We start from the raw sequence: 21104 nt of genomic DNA, 5'->3' as shown, positions 1-21104 counted from the left end.
CCTCCTTATAAAGGTTTGCTTTTCTTAGTTTGTTTTAAATTTCCACCGTTTCAAACGTAAAGAGTTGCTTACTACCGATACGGAACTAAAGGCCATGGCCGCCCCAGCTATGATAGGAGACAGCAGTCCCATAGCTGCTACCGGGATTCCCACTGAATTATAAACCAGTGCCCAGAATAAATTTTGGCGGATATTACGCATCGTCGCCCTGCTTAATTGGATGCTGGCAGGGATCCCCATTAGATCCCCTCTGATTAAGGTGAGATCTGCGGCCTCCATGGCGACATCAGTGCCTGTGCCGATGGCAATACCAACATCTGCGGTTGCCAGAGCAGGAGCATCATTAATACCGTCACCTACCATAGCAACCACTTTACCTTGGTCGCGCAGCTTTTGTACCTCATTTGCCTTATCTTCTGGAAGCACTTCAGCAAGTACCTTTTCAATACCCACCTGCTTAGCGATAGCTTGAGCGGTCCTCTGGTTATCTCCGGTTATCATAATTACTTCGATACCCATCTTCCGGATAGCACTAACCGCTTCAGCGGAACTTGCTTTTACTGTATCCGCCACTGCCACAACCCCAGCAGCCTTGCCATCCACTGCAATTAACATTGCTGTTTTTCCGTGCTCCTCCAGGTCTTCCTTTTTATCAATAAGCTGTTTGACGTCAATCTTATTTTTGTCCATTAGCTTTCGATTGCCTAAAAGCACATGCCGGCCGTCAATATCCGCCTCGATACCATGTCCCGGAACGGCATTAAAGTTTTGCGGCTGCGCTAAGGCTATGCCCTTTGCCTTCGCGCCATCTAATATTGCTTGGCCCAAAGGATGTTCCGAAGCCCTTTCGGCAGAAGCCGCGAGTTTTAACAGGTCATCCTTGTTAAATCCACCCACGGTGACTACATCAGTAAGTTCAGGTTCTCCCTTGGTAATTGTGCCGGTCTTATCAAGCACCACCGCATTAACCTTATGGGTATGTTCCAAATGCTCTCCGCCTTTAAAGAGTATGCCGTTTTCCGCCCCTCGACCGGTGCCTACCATAATGGAAGTAGGTGTGGCCAGCCCCAGTGCACAAGGGCAGGCAATTACCAATACCGCAGTGAAGGTTACCAACGCCCAGGTAAACGCATCTAACCCCGCGGGCGGCGTTAAGAAAAAGTACCAAACTAAAAATGTAACTACCGCAATACCCACCACTACTGGTACGAAATACCCGGAAATTATATCTGCCATCCGCTGGATGGGTGCTTTCGAGCCCTGGGCATCCTCCACAACTCTGATAATCTGAGCCAGGGCAGTGTCCTTTCCAACTTTAGTAGCCTCAAAAGTAAAGGAACCATGCTTATTAATGGTTGCACCTATGACCTCATCATCCGGATGCTTATCTACAGGAATACTTTCGCCGGTGAGCATAGATTCATCAACTGCAGAATTCCCTTCTACAATCACTCCATCCACAGGAATTTTCTCTCCTGGCCGAACTAATACTTTGTCTCCGGGGGTCACTTCTTCAATAAGTATATCCACTTCTTCTCCGTCACGAATAACCCGAGCCGTTTTAGCCTGTAACCCCATAAGCGTTTTAATCGCTTCTGAAGTGCGGCCCTTAGCATTGGCCTCCAATAGTTTACCCAATAAGATTAATGTAATTAATACTGATGCGGTCTCATAATAAAGCATCCCGTCCGCAAAGAATGTGTTTACAACACTGTAAAAATATGCTGCAGATGTTCCTAATGCAACCAGTACATCCATGTTGGCACTGCCGTTTCTTAATGCATGATAAGCTCCTTTATAAAACTGAGAGCCGGGAATGAATTGTACAGGCGTCGCTAGCAAAAATTGAAAAATCGGTGACATAAAAAACTCATTTAAATGCAGAGAAAACATCTCTGCAAACATGATGAAAAGTAAAGGAAGCGACAAAGCTGCCGATAAGATAAACATGTTACGCTGCCTTGTGATTTCTTGTTGACGCTCCGCTTTCTCCCTGTCATTATCAAGACCGCTATCTGCTTCTTTTGCACCATATCCCATACCATCCACCGCTTTTACCATATCTCTTACTGAGATTTCTGCGTGATTATATTCCACGGTGGCCTTTTCCGTTGCAAAGTTCAATACTGCCTTAGTGACTCCGGACAAACTATTTAGTTTTTTTTCAATTCGATTAGCACAGGCCGCGCAAGTCATGCCCGACAATTTTAACTCAACCTTATCAGTCTGCACATGATAACCCAGCTTTTCAACGGTTTTGACCAAGTCTTCAGCCTGAACTACTTGGGGGTCATAAGATACAGTGGCTTTTTCTACAGCGAAATTCACTGCCGCGGTATCAACACCCTCTGCCTTACTTAGTCCCTTCTCAATTCGAGCAGCACAGGCCGCACAAGTCATGCCGCTGATGGGCAGAGTAACTTTTTTTAACTGTTTGCCTTCTGCAGCTTCCATGAGCTTTCCCTCCTAATGTTGTCTTCATAGTCTTGCCATAAAACTATGATATATCTCATATACCTTACTGGGGTATGCTATCTAGTACCAATTGTATGCAACAACGTCAACTTTGTCAACGGCAATTATCAAGCTGCTCCTGTTAAATCACCCCCTTGAGCCACCAATCATTAAGATAAGCAATTTTCACTAATTCAGGCCCGGTTTTTAATTTACATCATTAAGTCTTGCCGTTACAGAAAGAAATCTTACGCAGATATTTTCATTATAATTGTGAAACCACGCTTTCCATGGGTGTTTCCTATACATATAAAAAGGAGCTCCCGCCGATACGGAAAGCCCCCCTTGGTATTAATTTCTATTATAGTACTCCACCCAGATATCTCTCAGCGGCCATAGCTGCATGAGCACCGTCGCCCACTGCAGTGCTAACCTGACGCAAGAATTTCTCTCGCACATCCCCGGCGACAAATATTCCCGCTGCAGAGGTAGCCAAAAAGTCATTAGCTACTACATACCCTTTTTCATTTAGCTGTACCGTTCCATTCAAAAAATCTGTATTTGGCTCTGTGCCTACAAAGATAAATACGCCGTCAAAATCATGGTCCGCCACTTCGCCTGTTTTGACATTTTTAATAGCAACCTTCTCTATCTTTTGCTTACCCTTAATTTCTTCCACGGTACTGTCCCAAATAAAATCCATTTTTTCATGGTTTAAAGCTTTTTCCTGAAGTGCTTTTACCGCCCTTAATTCATCTCTTCGGTGGATTAGTACCACCTGAGACGCATATTTTGTTAAGAAAAGGGCTTCCTCTACGGCTGAATCTCCGCCACCCACTACCGCCACTCTCTTGTCTTTAAAAAATGCCCCGTCACAAGTAGCACAGTAAGAAACACCGCGCCCTTGAAACTTTAATTCCCCGGGGGCACCTAATTGGCGAGCTTTAGCGCCGGTGGCGATAACGATAGTCTTAGCCTCTATCTCTTCTTCACCGGTCTTTATAATTTTTACTTCATTCCTGTCTTCCAAGCCGGTGACATTCTTCATCTTCAGCTCAGCGCCGTGTTCAACCGCCTGCTGGTGGAATTTGGTCATCAGTTCAACACCGCTTACTCCCGAAGGAAACCCCGGGTAGTTTGCGATCATATCGGTCAGGGCGGCCTGGCCGCCGGGCACCGATTTTTCCAAAACTACTGTCTTCATCCCGCCCCGGGCACCATAAAGTGCCGCTGTCAATCCAGCCGGCCCACCGCCGATTATTGCCAAATCATAGAGCATTATCCAACATCCTTTCTATGTTCTTTCATGATACACTTGTCCATAATAACTTCCATCCCCGCTGCCTCCGCCTTCTTAGCTGCATCATTATTGATAACGCCTTCCTGTAGCCATAGCACCGAAGCTCCCCGGTCAATGGCCTGCTCCGCTATTTCCGGAACTACAGTTGACTTTCGAAAGACATCCACTACATCTACAACAATTTCTTTAGGAATCTCCGCCACGGATGGATAGCTGGTTTCGCCCAATATATTGGCAGCTGTTGGATTTACCGGTATCACTTTGTAACCCTGCTCTTGCAAATACTTCGCAACCCGATTACTGGCACGCTCAGGTTTATCTGATAAACCTACAACTGCAATATTCTTGATTTCTTTCCAGTTCATACAATACCTCCCCAGTTTAATTACCCCCTAAGGGTATGTGTTTTGCTTATATTATAAACACTTTTTCGCTCATATTTCAACCCCTATTTATTTTACCCAAAAAAAATGCCCTTCATGTGAAGGACATTTGTTAATGAATTAGTTTAAATATCGCATAGGCGTGCGTGTTTCGCCATTAACAAGCACCTCAAAGTGTAAGTGCGAGCCTGTACTGCGGCCGGTGCTTCCCACCTGGGAAATCGGGTCGCCGCGAGACACTTTATCTCCTACTTTGACCAATAGTTTTGAATTATGGGCGTACCGAGTCTGCAGACCATCACCGTGGTCAATAGTCACCATATAGCCATAACTGCCGTTCCATCCTGCAAACATCACGGTGCCTGCCTCAGCAGCGTATACCGGGTCCCCAGTCTGACCGTCAATATCAATGCCTGTATGATACTCACTACCGCGGTAACCGTAGCCGGATGTAATCACGCCCCGCAGCGGCCAGGCCAATTCGCCATTGCCGCCTCCCCGGGAGGCCACCATCACCTTGGTGCCCCGCTTGACTATCTTTTTGCGGGGGTCTTTGATAACTTTCTCTTCAAGCACTTCTTTTGAAAGCTCATGGCCGTTACGCTGGACAATGCGGTACAACATTTCCTTTTCTCCATACTGCCCCGATTGTTGTACCCTTTCCTGTCCCCGCCAGAGATTGTCATCTTTATTAACTTCCACAGCGTAGGGCGTCTTTTCTTTCTCTTCCGCCTTATAAGTAACTACCACATCCAGCATGGGTTCAGCCTTAATCAATTTTAGCTCCATCCCAAGTTTCAACCTGGTACCTTCCGTAATACCAGGATTAGCCTGCACAATGTCAGCTATGTCTAAGTCGTTAGCCCTGGCAATGGTCCAGAGGGAGTCCCCCTCCTTAACAATATGTGTCTTAATTACTTTATTCCCGGTGGTAAGCAAATTAAATGCCTCAGCAGCACCGACAACTTCACCTTGTCGGCCCTCCACCGGCGTTAACTCCGGCTTCTGCTCGAATACCACACTTTCCACCTTTGTTCCTTCTTCGTCCGGCAGAAACTGATTCTTTACCCGTTCCAACACTCCTTCTGCAACATCCTTATCCTGCAGCACCAGTAAGCGCTCCTCGCCAAGCTGAATAGCGGTAGCCATCAGCTCAAAGCTCAGTTCCCTTTTCAGCATAGCATACAGTTCATCCTGACTGATAAGGTCACTATCTTCCGGAACTTGAACGGACTTAACCTCAAAATTATTCTGCCAAACCGGTTCGCCGGCTAAATATTTTCTGACGTCTACCTTTGCTTGGGAAAATGCTGCTTCTGCCATAGCTGCTTCGGGAACTAAAGCGATCTGTTTATCGTCTAATATAACTGCAACGGCAGGTTTGCTCTGGGGTACGAACATAGCTGCAACACCAGCTACCAGCAGCAGCAAGACTACCCAAAGTATCGGCTGCTTTACGGCTCTGCGCAGTTTTGCCTTAACGGTTTGACTGCAAATAGGGATTTTGCTGTCCGGTGCAAGCACCTCTTCTTTTTTGAAGGAATACATTACATTCCCCCTTTCCATACTACTCCTATTTCATTCTATGTCCAATAGGACTGGTTACTGCTTGGAAAAAATTTCCTCTCGTTTGAGAGGAATTGGTATCAGGCCAGCACGTCGAAGATTCTACGTTCTCATTAGCAGCTGGCCACCATCGCTGCTTTTATTTTCTAGTTAATATTAATACGCCATAGACAATCAAAATTCCTCCCAAGATAATAATAAAAGTGATTCTTTCGTTGAGCAGAAGCGCAGCCATCAACGCCGTAATCAGCGGTTGAATGTATAGGAAAACCGCCGTAGTGCTAGTGCTGAGCTTTGAAAGGGCATAATTCCATCCTAGATATCCGCCCACAGAACAAAATACTCCCAGAAAGACTATTGCAGCCCAACCATCGACTCCAATACCACTTAGCTGTCCCGGTAACCCGTCGCGTACGGCTAGGGGGATAAACAACGCAGTGCCTACAATGGTAATGTAACCGGTTAATAGCACCGGATCATACTTCTTCATCAACTGTTTCCCGGCAATTGTAAAAAGAGCCCAGCAAAAGGCATTGAAAACCATCAGCCCGTTACCAATAAGATATTGGTGATTCAGTAGAGACAGACTCTTACCCCCGGTAATAATTAGTGTCGACCCGGAAAATGCAATGGCTATGCCCAGAAAGACCTTTAGGGTAATTTTTTCCCGGTAAATTACAGCGGAAAGAATTGTCACAAAGACCGGCGCGGTAGTGATTAACAATGAAGCATTGGTGGCCGTGGTACGACTTACCCCGGCATACTGAACCCAAAAATACGAGGTAATGCCTAAAAATGCCAACCCCACCATTTTGGGTACATCCTTGGCATCTACCTGCTTCCACCGCCCACCCGAAGCCAAGAGAGGCATAAAAAAGACGCTTGCCAAAAGAAAACGTAAAGTAGCCAGACTGATTGGCGTCAGTTGATTCATGGCATATTTTGCCACGGCAAATGAACTGCCCCATGAAAAGACCGTGAAAAGCAATGCTGCCCAAACCAGCGGACCTGGCCCGGGCAGCATTTTACTATTTTGCTCAATTTTTACCTGTCCTGTACTCATGTTCACACCTCGGTGATTCGTCTTACACTGCAACGGCAGTCATAATATACCGCAGTCCCACCCAAGTCGGAAACCCTATCCGGCGTGAGAAAATTTACGCCGCCGCCATACTTAATCCACCAGCCGGACTCTATCACAACTACCCCTGCTAAGACATGTTCAGTAAGTTTGACGGTACCCTTCGCCTGTCCCCGAGGACTTTCTAACAGTACCAATCCACCATCCACCGCTCCATAATCAATGGCCGTCTGAGGATGCATCAGCACGCTCATGTGCATACTGCCGTCATCTTGTAAATCATGAAATTGAGAATGAATCCTTCCACCTGAATGGGGAGTTAGCATAATTAACGGGTATTGTTCCTGATCTATCAAGTCACCGCCGGCTTCAGCACTGGGGCGATAATGCCCCACTGCCGAACTCTCATCAGCCGCGGTCCCTAAATAAAGTTCCACTTTACCGGACGCTGTGGTGAATTTCTTATCCTGCCAGGCCACCGGCACAATTAATGGATTATCCATTACGCTCTGCCTTTTTAAGGCATCCAGGTTAATTCCATAGCCATTAAGGGGTGCCAAGGCCTCTTCCAGCCACTGAGCTTCAGTGTATCTGCCAAACGTCTCTTCCAGACCCATCCGCTTAGCTAACTCGGTAAATATCCAGGCATCGGAACGGACTTCGCCTCTTGGCTCAACAAGCTGGGGCGAATAACCAAAGTGTTGGTTCATCCCATTGGTAATAATATTTTCGGCTTCAAAAGATGTGGCACATGGCAGCACCAAGTCACTTTCTGCCGCTGTATCATTAAGGACAAAGTCTACGGTGACTTTAAATTCCGTCCGTCTGAACGCCTCAAGTACCTTCTTGGTATTAGGCAGTTGGCAAACGGGATTAGAGCGGGTAACAAATATCGCTCGTATCGGTGGGTCTGTCAGAGATAACACCTCATCCCCCCAGCACGGATACTTGATATACCGTTTTTGATGCGATAATTCCTTGCCGGTAATATCCGCAAAAATTGGTTTCTTGTATCCGGAATAGGAATAGTTGACACCACCACCTGACTTGCCCACATTACCACTGACTGCAGCAAGCGCATCTATCGCTCTAACGCTGCTGCCTCCGTTAGTGTACCGCTGCATTCCATAGCCCAGGAAAATACTGGCCGCCCCGGCCCGCCCGTAACCGGCAGCAAATTCCTCTATGCTTTCCACAGATAGGCCAGTAATCTCTGCTGCCCTTTCCGGCGGATATTCTTTTACTGTTTCCAGATATTTTTCAAAGCCCGATACATGATTAGAAATAAAGGATAGATCTAACCACCTCTCCCGGCAGAGGATGTGCCCTACCGCCAGGGCCAAGGCCCCGTCAGTTCCGGGCTTTACCGGGAGAAAAATATCCGCGGCAAAGGGCAGCTTAATATTTATTGGATTGATTACTGCCACCTGCCCGCCATGCTCTTTCAACTGCTTTAAAAAAGGCAGCAGGTGCCGGTTGGTATCGGCAACATTCCTTCCCCACAGCACCACCAAATTACTGTTAAGGACATCCTCCCATTGGTTTGACCGACATTCGCCAAAATCCAGCTTTTGGGCTGCAGACCCGGCACCCCAGCAAAGACTGCCCTGAGTTTCGGTACCACCGCCAAAAGCATTAAAGAAGCGCCTGTCAAGGTTATTAAGCAGGCCATTACTGCCGGAATCATAATTATGCAGTACTGCCGTAGTCCCGCTTTCCTCAGCAATTTCAGTCAACCTTTCAGCTATCTCACTAAGGGCCTCATCCCAGGAAACCCGCCGCCAACCCGAACCTGCTTTTCGTAAAGGATGCAGCACCCGGTCGGGGCTGTATAGCCGTTCTACCTGCCTCTTTGCCTTAGGACAGACCTTTCCCCGGGTAAAGGGGTGGTTCGCATCGCCTTTTACCCCTGTTATCTTGCCATCGTTAACTTCTACCCGCCAGACACAAGCGTCAAAACAATCCAAAGGGCACATAGTTTTAAACGTCGCCATAAGTATCACCTACCTAACTGCTAAACTAAGATAATAAACCCCTAAAACAATCAAAATTAAGCCGCTGATAATATTAATCCACTGACCCCATTTTTGTAGGGCAGTAAGTTTTTTTACCAGCCCTGTAAATGTCCCTACCACCAAAAGCGGAACCCCTTGACCCAAACCATAAACAAATAATAGGGCCGCTCCGTCGGCCATCTGCCCATTGGTGGCGACAAAGGCCAGAATGACTGCCAAAATAGGGGTGGAGCAAGCGGTAGCAACTGTACCAAAAAACAGGCCCACCAGGTATGCCCCGCCAATACCACGTTTTTTAGGGGCAACTATATTCAAAGCCGGCCATTTTATCTGATAAAATCCCATCAAGTTTAATCCCATAGCAATCGCCACCACTGCCATGAAATAATACCACCCGTCCCCAACTCTGCCAAAAATAGTGCCCATGGTTCCGGCAATCAGACCAAATATACTGAAGGTAGTGGCTAACCCTACAGTAAATGCCAGAGCTAAGACAAACCCCCTGGCTTTTGATGCTTCCCCATAGCCGCCGATATAAGCCACTAATACAGGCATCATGGAAATGATACAGGGACTGATACTGGTAAGCACACCACCGATATAAATCAAAATAAAAGTAGCCAATGATATCTGGTCAATGCTGTTCATAGCTAACTGCGGGTCAAAAGCTATGTTCAAATCATTCCCCTCCCCCGGTATCAATCAATTTCTTGGTCTCCAAATAGATGGCGCATTCAAGCCGTTTCCGCTGTACCAAACATCCAACTTTATAAGGTTCAAAAAGGTCTCCACTCTGCTGGTAAGCATTGGCGTTGCAGCCGCCGCCGCAGTAGAACCTCGCCCAACAGCGTCGGCACTCCTCTTTGTTATAAACATGAGTTTGTTTAAAGGTTTCTCCTACACTGGTATTGATAATACCTTCTGTCACAGTACCAATGCGAAACTTCTCATCGCCGACAAACTGATGACAAGGGTAGAGTTCACCACCAGGCGTAACCGCCAAGTATTCAAAACCCGCACCACAGCCGCGAAGGCGTTTCGCAAGACATGGTCCCTGCTCCAAATTCACATTAAAATGAAAAAAGTTAAACGGGTCACCATTATCCCAGTACTCCAGATAAAGGTCCACCAAGCGGTCATACTCTGAAGCGATAAAGGGATAATCTTCTTCAGTCAGGGCATACCCCGCTTCCGAAGATGCCACCACCGGTTCTATTGACAGCTCACGGAAGCCGCAAGTCAGCATATGCGCTATATCAGCGGCAAAATCGCGGTTATGCTTGGTATATGTGCCGCGGATGTAGTAATTCTTCCCACCCAGTTCATTTACCATCGCCTTAAATTTGGGTACTATTTCCCGATAGCTGCCTTTACCCCCGGCACCCGGGCGTATGTAATCATTGATTTCCGGACGCCCATCAAGGCTAAGAACAAGCTTGATTTCGTTTTTTACTAAAAACCTTCGCACATCCTCATCCAACAACATCCCATTGGTTGTAAGGGTAAGATTAATCTTTTTGCCCTTAATAGCGGCCGCTTTCTGCGCGTATTTTACCGTTTCCATAACCACCGAAAAATTCATCAGCGGCTCACCGCCAAAGAAATCTATTTCGCAAAACTGCCGCGGTCCCGAGGCAGCCAAGAGAAAGTCTACTGCCTGTTTGGCGGTGTCCGCGGTCATCAATTCTCTATCGCCGCCAAAACGACCAGTGCCGGCAAAACAATAGCGGCACCGGAGATTGCAATCGTGGGAAACATGAAGACAGAGCGATTTTATATATGAAACTTCTTCCTGTGGCAATCTATTGTCCTCAACAGGAGACGCCAGCACTCCCTGCTGCTGCAGACCTCTCAGCTCAGTCATAACCTGGCTTACCGCATCATTACCGAACTTATCTTGCAGCAGATCAGCGGAGGCCCCTTTAATGGCAGCAGCTACGATTGCTGCTGCCGTATCGGTAAGCAGGTGAACAGCACCACTATTTACATCCAATAATATATTAAGTTCTCTATAGCTAAAAATATGGATATTATCTGCTTGATTAACTAAGTTCATGATTTGTCACTCCTAGAAGAACAACTTAACAACACTTGCGCTTTGCCATTCCAAGCACAAAAAGGTTCCATGTTTATAAAAAAATAAGACCCACCGCAGTGGGCTTATCTTATTTCTTTTCACACACCTGATTTCCGACGGTACAGGAAGTCTTGCAAGCGGACTGGCAGGAAGACTGGCAGGTACCGCATCCGCCGGTTTTCAACGTTGACTGTAGGTTGGGATTAACCACTGTTTTAATATGTACCTTATTACTCATGCAAACGCCTCCTTAAACACTTCTGCCCACATTATATCACAAGTGCAAAAAGGCGAAAAGGCTTTCGCCTGCAACCCTAGCTTTTTCTCGCAGCAGCAATCCTCATCATCTGCTCTTTTTTATCCTTGGGCGGGACATAAAGTACATCACGTTGACGCAAATGTATCGCTTCCTGCTTACATCCCTTGATACAAACCCCGCAGCCGATGCAGCGCTCTTCGTCGATAACCGCCTTGGCCGATGTTTTATCGCCGGCGATTTCCTCCACTATTTTAATGGCGTCAATTTGGCAGCGCTTGGCACAGACACCACAGCCCTTGCATTCATCCTTAGTTATTGCGGGGACAAAATTACTGGAATGCACAGCATCAATATCGTGCTGGTTGATACTGCTCAACACGCCGCAGCAGCAGCCGCAGCAGTTACAGATATATGCCGGGTTGTTCTGTACATTATCGCCCAGATGGACCAAACCATGCTGTTCTGCTTTTTCCAAGGCCCGCAGCATTTCATCAGTGGTAGCCGGTTTGGCAAAGCCCCGGGCTATCAACCACTGCGCCGCGCCGCCCAAAGACATACAAATATCATCGATGGGTGCATCACAATTTGTACCCAAATGCAATGCCTGATGTCGGCAGTAGCACATGGTCAGCGAACCGCCGCCTGAATCTCGAATAATCTCCTCCGCCTTTTCATAACTTAGTACTTCTGTCTTAACATCGTCAGGCATCAATCCCTGGTAAGCCAGCGTTTGAAACAATTTAGTGTCAGCTCCGAAAAATTTCTCAGGTACGCCCTTATCATGATGATACTGATTGAAAAGAACCGCTAAATCTTTCATAGGCAGCTCATCAGTAACCCTCATGAAAGTATATTCAAAAAATCCGATGACCAACGGCGAAAGCATATAATATACCTGCCCCTTTCGCGGCACATCAATTACCAGTCCTTTGTTAGCCATATTATCTAAATGCTTCACCAACTGCTGCTCCGGCACACCCGTTGCTTTAGCAATTACATCCAATGGTGCCGGGCGCAAAGGAAATTTGCTGCCAATTTCCGCTTCTTCCCCGGAATACATAATATAAAGAATTTTGAACAAAGTTTCGTTAATTACCGCACCCACCGGGTTTTTGTCTAACCTCTCCGCAAGACTTTGGTAAACTTTCTGTTTGGCAATGGTCATGTGACCCACAACTATCCCCTCGCTTTTGAGTGAATTTTCATTCATTTTTTTATATTCCATTTACCACGGGATATTCCTGCCAAAAACTAAAAATTTGCAATACTCCCTTCGATGTCTTTACGATCTCGCATGACAAGCCGTAAGAGAGCACGCCCCTACCCGCAACCCATAATTTCCTGTCCTGAAAATACCTATTTTCATTCAACTGATGGTGCCGCGCCAGCGGCATGGAAGTCTATACACTATAAGAAAATGCCGGGGAGTCACCCGGCATTTTAGGTATTATATTTTTGTTAGAACTCACTACTAAGCGTCCATTTCTACCATATTTATTTTAAATTTATCCCCTACCCGTTGGATATAGAAGTTCTCCTGATATTGGCTATCCGTACGGGAGTCTTCCAGCCGGACAAATGTTAGATATTGATTATCCATTTTAACGGTATTGGTGACAATGATAAAACTTAGCGACGTAGTCTGGTCGTAAGTTGGCACCAGGCCCGGGTCATTCTGCATCATTATGGCAAAATCTTCGGTTGCCAGAGCGAGCATCTTCTGGCGGTCTCCCTCATACTGAGCTTTCACAAAGCTTAGCACCGTATTCTGCACTTCAAACTTTTCCTGGTCAGTGATTTCCTGTACCTCATCCAAACCATTGTCCTTTTGGGAATATACTTCCAGCTTACCCTTCAGGTCGGCATTATCTGCTTTTAACTGCAGCATTTCCCTGACCAAAGGAAAGTCCGGTAAAATCTTGGCAGCTGCAGCTGGCGACATAAACATCGTACCGATAAATGCAGCCAATACTAATACCGCCACCCACGAACCATACTGAAACCAACGGGCCACCCCGCTTCGTCTTTTATCCACAGCAAACATAAATTTTAGTTCCTCCTTCTCTTGGGGCTTTAGCTCCAATTCATCCTTGGCATCCGTCAACATGCCTATTATATTCGTCAAATCCTCGTATTCCTGTCGACAATTGGGGCACTTTTGAATATGACTTTCTACCTTATCAAATTCCCTATGGTCAAGTTCGCCGGTAATATACTGTTCCATTAAGCTCTGCACATCAATACATTTCATTTTACCACCTCCCGGCCATACTTCAGTTCCTGCTTCAATTTCATCAATGCATAATGCAGTCGGGATTTAACAGTGCCCTCGGGGCACTCCAGCACATGGGCTATTTCGCTGATTGATAAGTCCTGAAAGTAACGCAGACTCAATATCAGTCGATATTTGTCGCCTAGCTTCGCCAAGGCAGCCGCCATATCGATACTTAACTCGATGTCGTTTCCGGGTTGTGACAATTGGGAAAAATCCTCACACACTACCACACGCTTATTCTTCCTAAGTAGGTCCATACATTTGTTCACCAGTATCCTTGTCAACCAACTGCGAAAAACCACCGGGTCTGACAATCGAGAAATAGATTTTAAACCCTGCCAAAAAGCATCCTGAACTGCATCGAGAGCATCTTCCCGGTTGCCAAGAATGCCATAGGCGGTGCGAAACAACTGGGTATCGTAAATCTCCACCAATTTCTCATAAGCCTGCCTATCGCCTCGCTGCGCAGCTTTTATAATTTTTATCTCATTCATTTAACCCCCACCTCCTGACCGGTCACACTATATAGACGCGGTACCGCCCATTGCAGTTCGGAACTATTTTTTGGTATTTTATATTTTATTACCCATATTCATATTTTTGGTCTGCTTGACCCTATTTAAGGCTTGTCCGATTTTACAACAAAGAGAAAGCCCAAGCCACTGGGCTTAGCGCCTTCAGCATCCCTCAGTCCCCTGGATAATGTGCCTTTACCTTTACCATATTTATCTCAAACCTTAGCTTTTCATTTATCTTATTCTGATGAGCACCGGTATCCTTCTACCCCGTAGTTCCCGGGCAACGTTTTCCGCTAAAATACGATAAACTCCCGGTGTGACCTGCCTGCCTTCATTGGTTTCCTGATTCCATGTAGCTCTAAATATCTGGGATTCACCAGGTTGAAGGGTAATCCTTTGGACAACTTGGGTAAAAACTCTATCTTCAGACCATTGCCAGATAATAGGACCGCTTAGCCCTCGCCGCACAAAAAAGTCAAACCTTTGTGAGGTATTGTAGGTTAACGTTATCGGCCTGCTAGTTATATTAATCTTAACCAAAAGAAGCCGCACCGATTGACCCCGAAAGTAGAACATCCTGTCAGTTGAGAAAATATACAGAATCCCATTGATTACACGCGAACTAATATTTTGTATAGGTCTCGGTGAGGGTATCGTCGGTGGAATGATCGGAACGGGAATCCTTATTATTACCCGGGTTCTGATTACTTGCGGATTAGAAATTTCGTTTATTTCCGTTATTTCTGGTACGGAAACACTATAATGTCTAGCAATAGTTTCCAATGTCTCTCCGGGCTGCACTTCGTGAGTGATAAACATAAAAACCCATCCTTTATAAGTTGTTTAATACAATATATGCATAAAATATATGGGCAGTGTCCGGGAATCGTAAACTTATTCTTTCTGACTGGTATAAAAAAGACCAGGAAAGAAAATCCCAGTCTTTAAAGCCTAGACAAATATAGCGATGTATTAAATTTCGGCTTTTTTAGCTAAAAGGACATAGTGGCTGCGCCTTCTGAGAGAAACTCTACCACTTTAGCTGCACCAGCTAGAATAGCGCCCTCACGCAGATCCTGTTCCTGATAACCTCTTTTTGCAAAGCAGGGGGTGCAAACTATCATCTTACCGCCGCCCTCGAAAAATGTATCCATCAATTCAACCAATGGAGGCATCTTGTCCACAGTAATGCCTTCAGCGGCACCATTGTTAATTCCCAGCTCCACTCCTTCAGCACTACAGGCTACTATGACTTCCATTCCTGATACAACAGCGGTAGCAGCCATGTTAAAGGCTACAGTAGCTTTCTCGGGGTCATTTTCCCCTACGGTTACAGTAACTAATAATTTGTTGGTCATTTAAAACCACCCTTTCGATTATACTTTAGTTATTATTTTCTATTATTACAAACGAAACTCCTGCTTTCATCTTTAAAAAAGTTTAGTAGTTGAGCCAAGGACAATACCGCAGACAGCTTTTGGCCGAAAGCTACCCGTGTATTCATACATGCCCCCTTGATTTTATGATTTAACTCCCTATTTATTCTTATGTTATACTAGATTTTGTAAACACAAATATAATGCGGAGGATAATTCCATGCTTAAAGGATTTACACTTATTCTTGTTTTTCAGTTAGCTGGCGAAGCCTTAGTTTATATCCTTAATCTGCCCATTCCTGGACCGGTAATGGGACTGCTTCTGCTGTGGCTATCATTAGTAAAGGGCTGGCTAAGTCTTGAATCTGTAGAAGAAACAGCGAATCTTCTATTAAATAACCTTGTATTACTTTTTGTGCCTATCGTAGTCGGAGCCATGGTTTATGCCGATATACTCATTGAATACTGGCTGGCCTTAGGACTGGGGATAATAGTGAGCACTTTAGCTGGTATGCTGGCAACCGGCATGATCGCTACTCACTGGAAAAGGAAGGGTACAGATGCTTGATCTTATAATAAGTACATTAACAGGCCTGACAGAAACCATCGCAGCTAAGCCCGCTTTTGGGGTTGCCCTTACATTAGGTTTCTTTTTAGCTGCCAAAAAGCTTTATAGACGGTACCCCTCACCCATAACCCATCCCCTTCTTATCAGCAGCGCTGCAATCATTTTCTTTTTAACACTACTGGGAATTGATTATCATACATATCAGCAGGGTGGCCAACTGATCTCTTTCTTATTGGGACCTGCAACAGTGGCGCTGGCTATTCCTTTATATAAAAACTCACAGCGCATCAGTCAGCAGCTAACCCTCATCATAACTAGTGTCGCGGCGGGAACACTTACTGCCATGCTAATTGCGGTATTTACCGTAAAATTATTAGGGGGAACCACAGAATTAATTTTATCTATGGTACCCAAATCGGTTACTACACCCATCGCTATAGAAATATCCCACATAGTAGGCGGAGTACCTTCTCTCACCAGCGTCTTTGTTGTTATTACCGGTTTAGTAGGGGCCATACTTGGTCCAGCTTTGCTCAGTTATACCGGCCTGGCCTCCCCTATTTCAACAGGCTTGGCGCTGGGGACTGCAGCCCATGGCATTGGTACAGGCCGCGCATTACAGGAGGGGGAAATCCAGGGAGCATATAGTGGTCTTGCTATGGGATTAGCGGGTTTAATCACTGCCTTTGCAGCACCGTTGGCAGTAAAGCTGTTTCATATTATCGGGTTGTTTTAAATTGTCCATTATTTCCCGTCAAACATACTTTCTGTCTTTATAATTCCAAGTTTTGAAAAAGTCATTCTCCTGAATGATTGATGTATAGGGATGTAGCGTAAAATCAATAATCACCTTAACTACCTCATCAAAGCTCAAATCATATTTTAGCACTTTTTTACAAAAATTATTCCACCTTTTCTGGATATCTACATCCTTAGCTAATCTAGCAATTATAGCAACAGAATCTTTTTCATACGGTCTGCCGCGATTAGAGAGGGTCTCATAAATTGCTTCTTGAAGCTTTCTACCCTCAAAATTAAAGGTTATAGCTATATAATATATATCATAGAAATCCTTCATACGCCCCGTGGCCTCCATTAGGGCTATAATTGCATCTAATTTTTCTGCCACCGTAGACTCCAAAGAATAGGTTAAGACTTTAGGTTGCTCAAACTCCGGAAGCATTGCTGGTAATGTTCTTTCAACTGGTGAAGGAACAATAATATCCCCCACTCCAAAATCGATACTCAAAGGAGTCTTTGTATTTCGGATAAAACCGGTAAGATTAACTCTAATGCCGTGGTACTCTTTAATTTCACTTATTACCTCTAGACCTCTAATTTCAAATTTTATATAGTCATTTACGCTAGGTAAAGAAATCACTTCCCTAACTAGACTTTCGATAGCATCTTTGTTATTTGCATAATTTTTTAAAAGGTAATCCGCATCAACAGTCGGCCTAGCTGTAAAATTGCTCATTGAATATAATAAAAAACCTCCTTTAAGGATGAGGTTATCTCTGTAGCGCGATTGAGAAAGCCTGCGAATAAACTCTTCCTGACAAAAGAGGTTTAGCAGTTGTTGTAGTTGAATGCCCTGTTTTTTTGACTCATTTTTTAACTTAGCTAAAACTGATGTTGCCTTATCTGCCATTACAACCACACTCCTACATAGGTCTGCACTTTTTTCTTTATATTAAATATTTCAGCGTACTCAAATAATCTTCTCACATTTTTCTTTGTGTCTCGTGCATACCGCCTGATTGCACAGCTAAACACTTCTTTTTCTAGCTTATTCTCATAACGAAGAACATCGCAAATCGTTCGGTCACGATTATATATCCTCACCTTTACCCCTTCTACTTCCATTGTACCTACACCAACTTCAATGAACTTAGGTAGCAAATAATAAGGCTCTATTGCAGGGTAATTAATATCATATTGATTCTTCTTACTATTTTTATCCACTGCTATTTGCAATGCCAATGGTATTCTATCTGTATATCCATAGTGCATCAAAGCACTTTCAAGAAATATTACTGCTTGGGGAAATAGTCGTGCTATAATAACTTCTTCCTGGGGCATCTCATCTGTTAATTCATAAAAACCACATTTAATTCTTGAAAGCACATCATCCTCAAGTAATTTTTTTATTTGTCGGCTTGATAGCCCCATTGCGTTAAGTTCTGATGTCTTAAGTACACCGCCATGCTGTCTAAATTCCTTTTTAATTTTTTCAATTATGATCATGTTGCACCTCATGGACCGCTTTACTTTTTATAAGCGGTCTTTTTAGTGCATTTTACCATATTTTTACTAATTAAGCAAGGATTTATGTAGCAAAGCGATATCCAGGCTGTAAAGACATAAAAATAAATAAAAAAATCAAATACAAAAAGGCAAAATCAACATAGTAAAGTAAGTCTAATAGAGGCGCGACTCCATTTTTCTGGGTCAATCAAAAATCTTGCGCAGAGTTAGTAAAAGGCCCAAGCTTCATTGTAAAGCCTCGAAATTTTTTTACATGCCACCGGTAGTCATCAATCGTACGTTCTGCTTTTCCTTCAGCTTAAAACAAAATCTTCCAACGCATCATCCCATGTTGCATAATTATCCGCCTGAATTTTTAAAATCCGACCCACAAAAAAGACACCTCCATCTAAATTTTTTAGAAAAAGAGGTGTCCTTTAAAAATTTAATAGCGATTTTTAGGAGCATTGGCCTCTAACATCCAAATAGGCTTTCTTGATGTCCAAAAATCCCACAACGGCGGTATTGGAGCGGGAAACGGGATTCGAACCCGCGACCCTCGGCTTGGGAAGCCGATGCTCTACCACTGAGCTATTCCCGCATATGAATATATTATATCCATAATTGGTCTGTTATGCAATAAAAAGACGAGCCAATGAGGACTCGCTTTTTAAAAAAATGGCGGAGCTGACGGGGGTCGAACCCGCGATCTCCGGCGTGACAGGCCGGCATGTTAGCCTCTACACCACAGCTCCATATGTTGCGAGACAAGTTTAGTCTCATCTCGCTTTTGGTGGGCGATGACGGGATCGAACCGCCGACCCCCTGCTTGTAAGGCAGGTGCTCTCCCAGCTGAGCTAATCGCCCTAATGGTGACCCGTAGGGGATTCGAACCCCTGTTACCGGCGTGAAAGGCCGGTGTCTTAGACCCCTTGACCAACGGGCCATGCTTTGGTGAGCCATGAAGGATTCGAACCTTCGACACCCTGATTAAAAGTCAGGTGCTCTGCCAGCTGAGCTAATGGCTCATGTCCTCACAATGCTATATATTACAGCATTTTTTTGCCGCTGTCAACATTATTTTTAACTTCCCTTTTGTTACCATTTGAGCCGCCTTCATTATTTAAAATCTTTTTATGTTCTGGCCTTTAAAAGGTCTAATTTAGCCAACTCCTCTTCCACCGATTTCAAATGGTCATACATAAGCTTGCGTGCTTTCGGGCTATCGCCCTTCTTAACCGCAAGAAACATTGCCTTATGTTCCTCCAGCAGTCTGTCCGGGGTTTCCTTCCTACGGGACATCCATAATTCCCTGGAGGTTCGCAGTGTTTGATTCATAGTATCATAGATAGTATTCATAAGACGAATGAGCATTGAATTTTTCGTTGCTTCGGCAATGGCAAAATGAAACTTAAGGTCTGCTTTTTCAGCTCGCTCCTCACTGCCCAGCCCGTCTTCCATCTCATTTAGTGCCTTTTCAACCTTTAAAAAATCTTCCTTTTCACCTCGCTCTGTGGCCAACCCAATGGCTTCAACTTCTAAAGCCTTACGTACCTCAAGCAGTTCTCGTATTTTATCCCTTTCAAGCAAGAACATCAGCGCCAAAGGCTCGATAATTGTATCGAGATCCGCACAGCGCATAAAAGTACCTTCTCCAGGACGTATTTCCACTAGTCCGGCAATCTCTAATGCACTCAATGCTTCTCTTACCGAAGCCCTGCTGACCTTTAAGCTGTCTGCCAGTTCTCGCTCGGATAAAAGTTTATCACCGGGATTGAGGCTTCCTTCTACGATTAGTTCTTTAATCTGGCCAACTATTTCCTCATAAATTCTTTTATGCTTAATTGGTTTAAACTGCATAATCCACACCCTCTTAACAGTAATAGGGCGACCTTTAATCGCCCTATTATTATAATACAGTTTGCCGCTAGTGCAAATTTTAAGAAACAACTACCCCTTGGGGCACATCTGATGCTTTCGCTGTACCGGTTAATATCATCGCTTGAAGCAGTTGCTTGGTATAAGTCTCTATTGTTAGTTTAACGCCTTCTCTATCGCCGCCAAAGGCCCCGATTATCAGCGGTCTTCCCACCAATACGGCATCTGCTCCAAGTGCTAACAGCTTCAGCACATCGGTACCAGCGCGCACGCCACCATCTGCAAAGATTGTCAGCTTTCCATCTAACCTGTCCGCAATAGCAGGGAGCACCCGGGCGGCACCTTGGGCATAGTCCAGCACACGACCGCCGTGATTAGATATCACAATGGCAGAAACACCTGCTGCAGCTACTGTTTCTGCCTCATCTGCAGTCATGATGCCTTTAATGATAAATGGAAGTTCAGTAAAAGAGACTAATTCTTTAATGTCCTTAAAGGATTTGGGGCCAACCGGTTGTCCGTTTAAGGCCATGGTGATGAGACCGGCACCGTCAACGTCCACACCAACTGCCAGTGCACCGGCTTCTTCAGCTTTTTCTATTCGTTTTTTAATTTCATCATTGCTACGCGGTTTGATAAACGGTATACCTCTACCATTAACCGCCCGAATGCCCGCTAGGCCATCATCATACATACTGGGCACACCGGTATCCCCGGTCATACCCAGACTGCCTGCTGCCAATGTACCCTGCAGCATAGCATCAACCATTTCCCGTTCGCTAATGGCTCCGCCCATGTTTATTGATGCTCCTGTGATAGGCGCAGCGAGAATCGGAGTATTTAGTTTCTCACCAAATACCGCTATTGATAAGTCAGGATTTACTGCTTCATGAATGGTCCTTAAATTTAGTTTTACCTTGGCCAAGGCATTCAGGTTTGCGGAAAAAGCACTGCCAGTACCTGTACCGCCGATACCAGGGACTTGACCGGCGCATGCTCTACCGTCACAGACCGGGCAGACACGACAGTAGCCCTTCATCCTATCTTTGGCAATTTCCCTCACTTTATTTAAATCCACTAGTCATCTCCCCTTATGCTAATTTTTAT

The 21104-nt window shown here is 45.0% G+C and carries 20 protein-coding genes and 5 tRNA genes; 2 read left to right on the top strand and 23 right to left on the bottom strand.

Going from position 1 to position 21104, the window contains the following annotated elements:
• Positions 1–24: 24 nt before the first annotated feature.
• The 14 genes from MFMK1_RS02450 to MFMK1_RS02385 form a co-directional block, all read right to left on the bottom strand.
• Positions 25–2454, bottom strand: coding sequence for a heavy metal translocating P-type ATPase (locus MFMK1_RS02450; RefSeq protein WP_366923582.1), 2430 nt, complete (start codon positions 2452–2454; stop codon positions 25–27).
• A gap of 361 nt (positions 2455–2815) precedes the next feature.
• Entirely contained in the window at positions 2816–3733 is a 918-nt protein-coding gene (gene trxB, locus MFMK1_RS02445; RefSeq protein ID WP_366923581.1) for a thioredoxin-disulfide reductase, read from the bottom strand.
• Entirely contained in the window at positions 3733–4119 is a 387-nt protein-coding gene (locus MFMK1_RS02440; protein WP_366923580.1) for a CoA-binding protein, read from the bottom strand. The genes trxB and MFMK1_RS02440 overlap by 1 nt, the downstream gene beginning before the upstream one ends.
• Before the next feature lie 138 nt (positions 4120–4257).
• Positions 4258–5685 carry a peptidoglycan DD-metalloendopeptidase family protein gene (locus tag MFMK1_RS02435; RefSeq protein WP_366923579.1) on the bottom strand — a complete coding sequence of 476 codons (1428 nt, stop codon included), beginning with the start codon at positions 5683–5685 and terminating at the stop codon, positions 4258–4260.
• Between the two features lie 157 nt (positions 5686–5842).
• Complete coding sequence (locus tag MFMK1_RS02430; protein ID WP_366923578.1) at positions 5843–6766, bottom strand: DMT family transporter; 924 nt, start codon at positions 6764–6766, stop codon at positions 5843–5845.
• 2 nt (positions 6767–6768) lie between these two features.
• Positions 6769–8778 (bottom strand): molybdopterin-containing oxidoreductase family protein, encoded by a 2010-nt coding sequence (locus MFMK1_RS02425; protein ID WP_366923577.1) that lies wholly within the window; start codon positions 8776–8778, stop codon positions 6769–6771.
• Positions 8779–8787: 9 nt separating this feature from the next.
• Positions 8788–9477: a cytochrome c biogenesis CcdA family protein gene (locus MFMK1_RS02420; protein WP_366923576.1), complete on the bottom strand. Its 690-nt coding sequence runs from the start codon at positions 9475–9477 to the stop codon at positions 8788–8790.
• Position 9478: 1 nt separating this feature from the next.
• Positions 9479–10855 (bottom strand): thioether cross-link-forming SCIFF peptide maturase, encoded by a 1377-nt coding sequence (gene scfB / locus MFMK1_RS02415; protein WP_366923575.1) that lies wholly within the window; start codon positions 10853–10855, stop codon positions 9479–9481.
• A gap of 109 nt (positions 10856–10964) precedes the next feature.
• On the bottom strand, positions 10965–11114 hold the full coding sequence (scfA, locus tag MFMK1_RS02410; RefSeq protein WP_366923574.1) for a six-cysteine ranthipeptide SCIFF: 150 nt from the start codon (positions 11112–11114) through the stop codon (positions 10965–10967).
• 76 nt (positions 11115–11190) lie between these two features.
• Entirely contained in the window at positions 11191–12345 is a 1155-nt protein-coding gene (locus MFMK1_RS02405) for a 4Fe-4S binding protein (RefSeq protein WP_366923573.1), read from the bottom strand.
• A gap of 261 nt (positions 12346–12606) precedes the next feature.
• On the bottom strand, positions 12607–13386 hold the full coding sequence (locus MFMK1_RS02400) for an anti-sigma factor family protein (protein WP_366923572.1): 780 nt from the start codon (positions 13384–13386) through the stop codon (positions 12607–12609).
• Entirely contained in the window at positions 13383–13904 is a 522-nt protein-coding gene (locus MFMK1_RS02395) for a sigma-70 family RNA polymerase sigma factor (RefSeq protein WP_366923571.1), read from the bottom strand. The genes MFMK1_RS02400 and MFMK1_RS02395 overlap by 4 nt, the downstream gene beginning before the upstream one ends.
• Before the next feature lie 255 nt (positions 13905–14159).
• A complete protein-coding gene (locus MFMK1_RS02390; RefSeq protein WP_366923570.1) occupies positions 14160–14747 on the bottom strand; it encodes a BsuPI-related putative proteinase inhibitor in 588 nt (195 codons plus the stop codon).
• Positions 14748–14920: 173 nt separating this feature from the next.
• A complete protein-coding gene (locus tag MFMK1_RS02385; protein ID WP_366923569.1) occupies positions 14921–15286 on the bottom strand; it encodes a DsrE family protein in 366 nt (121 codons plus the stop codon).
• A gap of 238 nt (positions 15287–15524) precedes the next feature.
• Here MFMK1_RS02385 and MFMK1_RS02380 point away from each other — a divergent pair, with 238 nt between their 5' ends.
• Positions 15525–15872: a CidA/LrgA family protein gene (locus MFMK1_RS02380; protein WP_366923568.1), complete on the top strand. Its 348-nt coding sequence runs from the start codon at positions 15525–15527 to the stop codon at positions 15870–15872.
• Positions 15865–16608, top strand: a complete 744-nt coding sequence (locus tag MFMK1_RS02375) for an LrgB family protein (protein WP_366923567.1) — start codon at positions 15865–15867, stop codon at positions 16606–16608. The genes MFMK1_RS02380 and MFMK1_RS02375 overlap by 8 nt, the downstream gene beginning before the upstream one ends.
• 18 nt (positions 16609–16626) lie before the next feature.
• Here MFMK1_RS02375 and MFMK1_RS02370 read toward each other — a convergent pair whose 3' ends face one another.
• The 9 genes from MFMK1_RS02370 to MFMK1_RS02330 form a co-directional block, all read right to left on the bottom strand.
• Positions 16627–17523: a nucleotidyl transferase AbiEii/AbiGii toxin family protein gene (locus tag MFMK1_RS02370; RefSeq protein ID WP_366923566.1), complete on the bottom strand. Its 897-nt coding sequence runs from the start codon at positions 17521–17523 to the stop codon at positions 16627–16629.
• Entirely contained in the window at positions 17523–18119 is a 597-nt protein-coding gene (locus tag MFMK1_RS02365) for a type IV toxin-antitoxin system AbiEi family antitoxin domain-containing protein (RefSeq protein ID WP_366923565.1), read from the bottom strand. Before MFMK1_RS02365 ends, MFMK1_RS02370 begins: the two co-directional genes overlap by 1 nt.
• A 526-nt stretch (positions 18120–18645) precedes the next feature.
• Positions 18646–18720: transfer RNA gene (locus tag MFMK1_RS02360), tRNA-Gly, on the bottom strand.
• A gap of 78 nt (positions 18721–18798) precedes the next feature.
• Positions 18799–18874: transfer RNA gene (locus tag MFMK1_RS02355), tRNA-Asp, on the bottom strand.
• Between the two features lie 36 nt (positions 18875–18910).
• Positions 18911–18986: transfer RNA gene (locus MFMK1_RS02350), tRNA-Val, on the bottom strand.
• 3 nt (positions 18987–18989) lie between these two features.
• A tRNA-Glu gene (locus MFMK1_RS02345) sits at positions 18990–19065 on the bottom strand.
• Positions 19066–19071: 6 nt separating this feature from the next.
• Positions 19072–19147: transfer RNA gene (locus MFMK1_RS02340), tRNA-Lys, on the bottom strand.
• A 106-nt stretch (positions 19148–19253) separates the two neighbouring features.
• Complete coding sequence (locus MFMK1_RS02335; protein ID WP_366923564.1) at positions 19254–19979, bottom strand: FadR/GntR family transcriptional regulator; 726 nt, start codon at positions 19977–19979, stop codon at positions 19254–19256.
• Positions 19980–20058: 79 nt separating this feature from the next.
• Positions 20059–21075, bottom strand: a complete 1017-nt coding sequence (locus MFMK1_RS02330) for an alpha-hydroxy-acid oxidizing protein (RefSeq protein ID WP_366923563.1) — start codon at positions 21073–21075, stop codon at positions 20059–20061.
• Between the last annotated feature and the right edge of the window lie 29 nt (positions 21076–21104).

The organism is Metallumcola ferriviriculae, assembly GCF_035573695.1.
Lineage (GTDB): Bacteria > Bacillota > JADQBR01 > JADQBR01 > JADQBR01 > Metallumcola > Metallumcola ferriviriculae.
The sequence above is the reverse complement of the archived record's forward strand: the minus strand, read 5'-3'. Positions and strand labels throughout refer to the sequence as shown.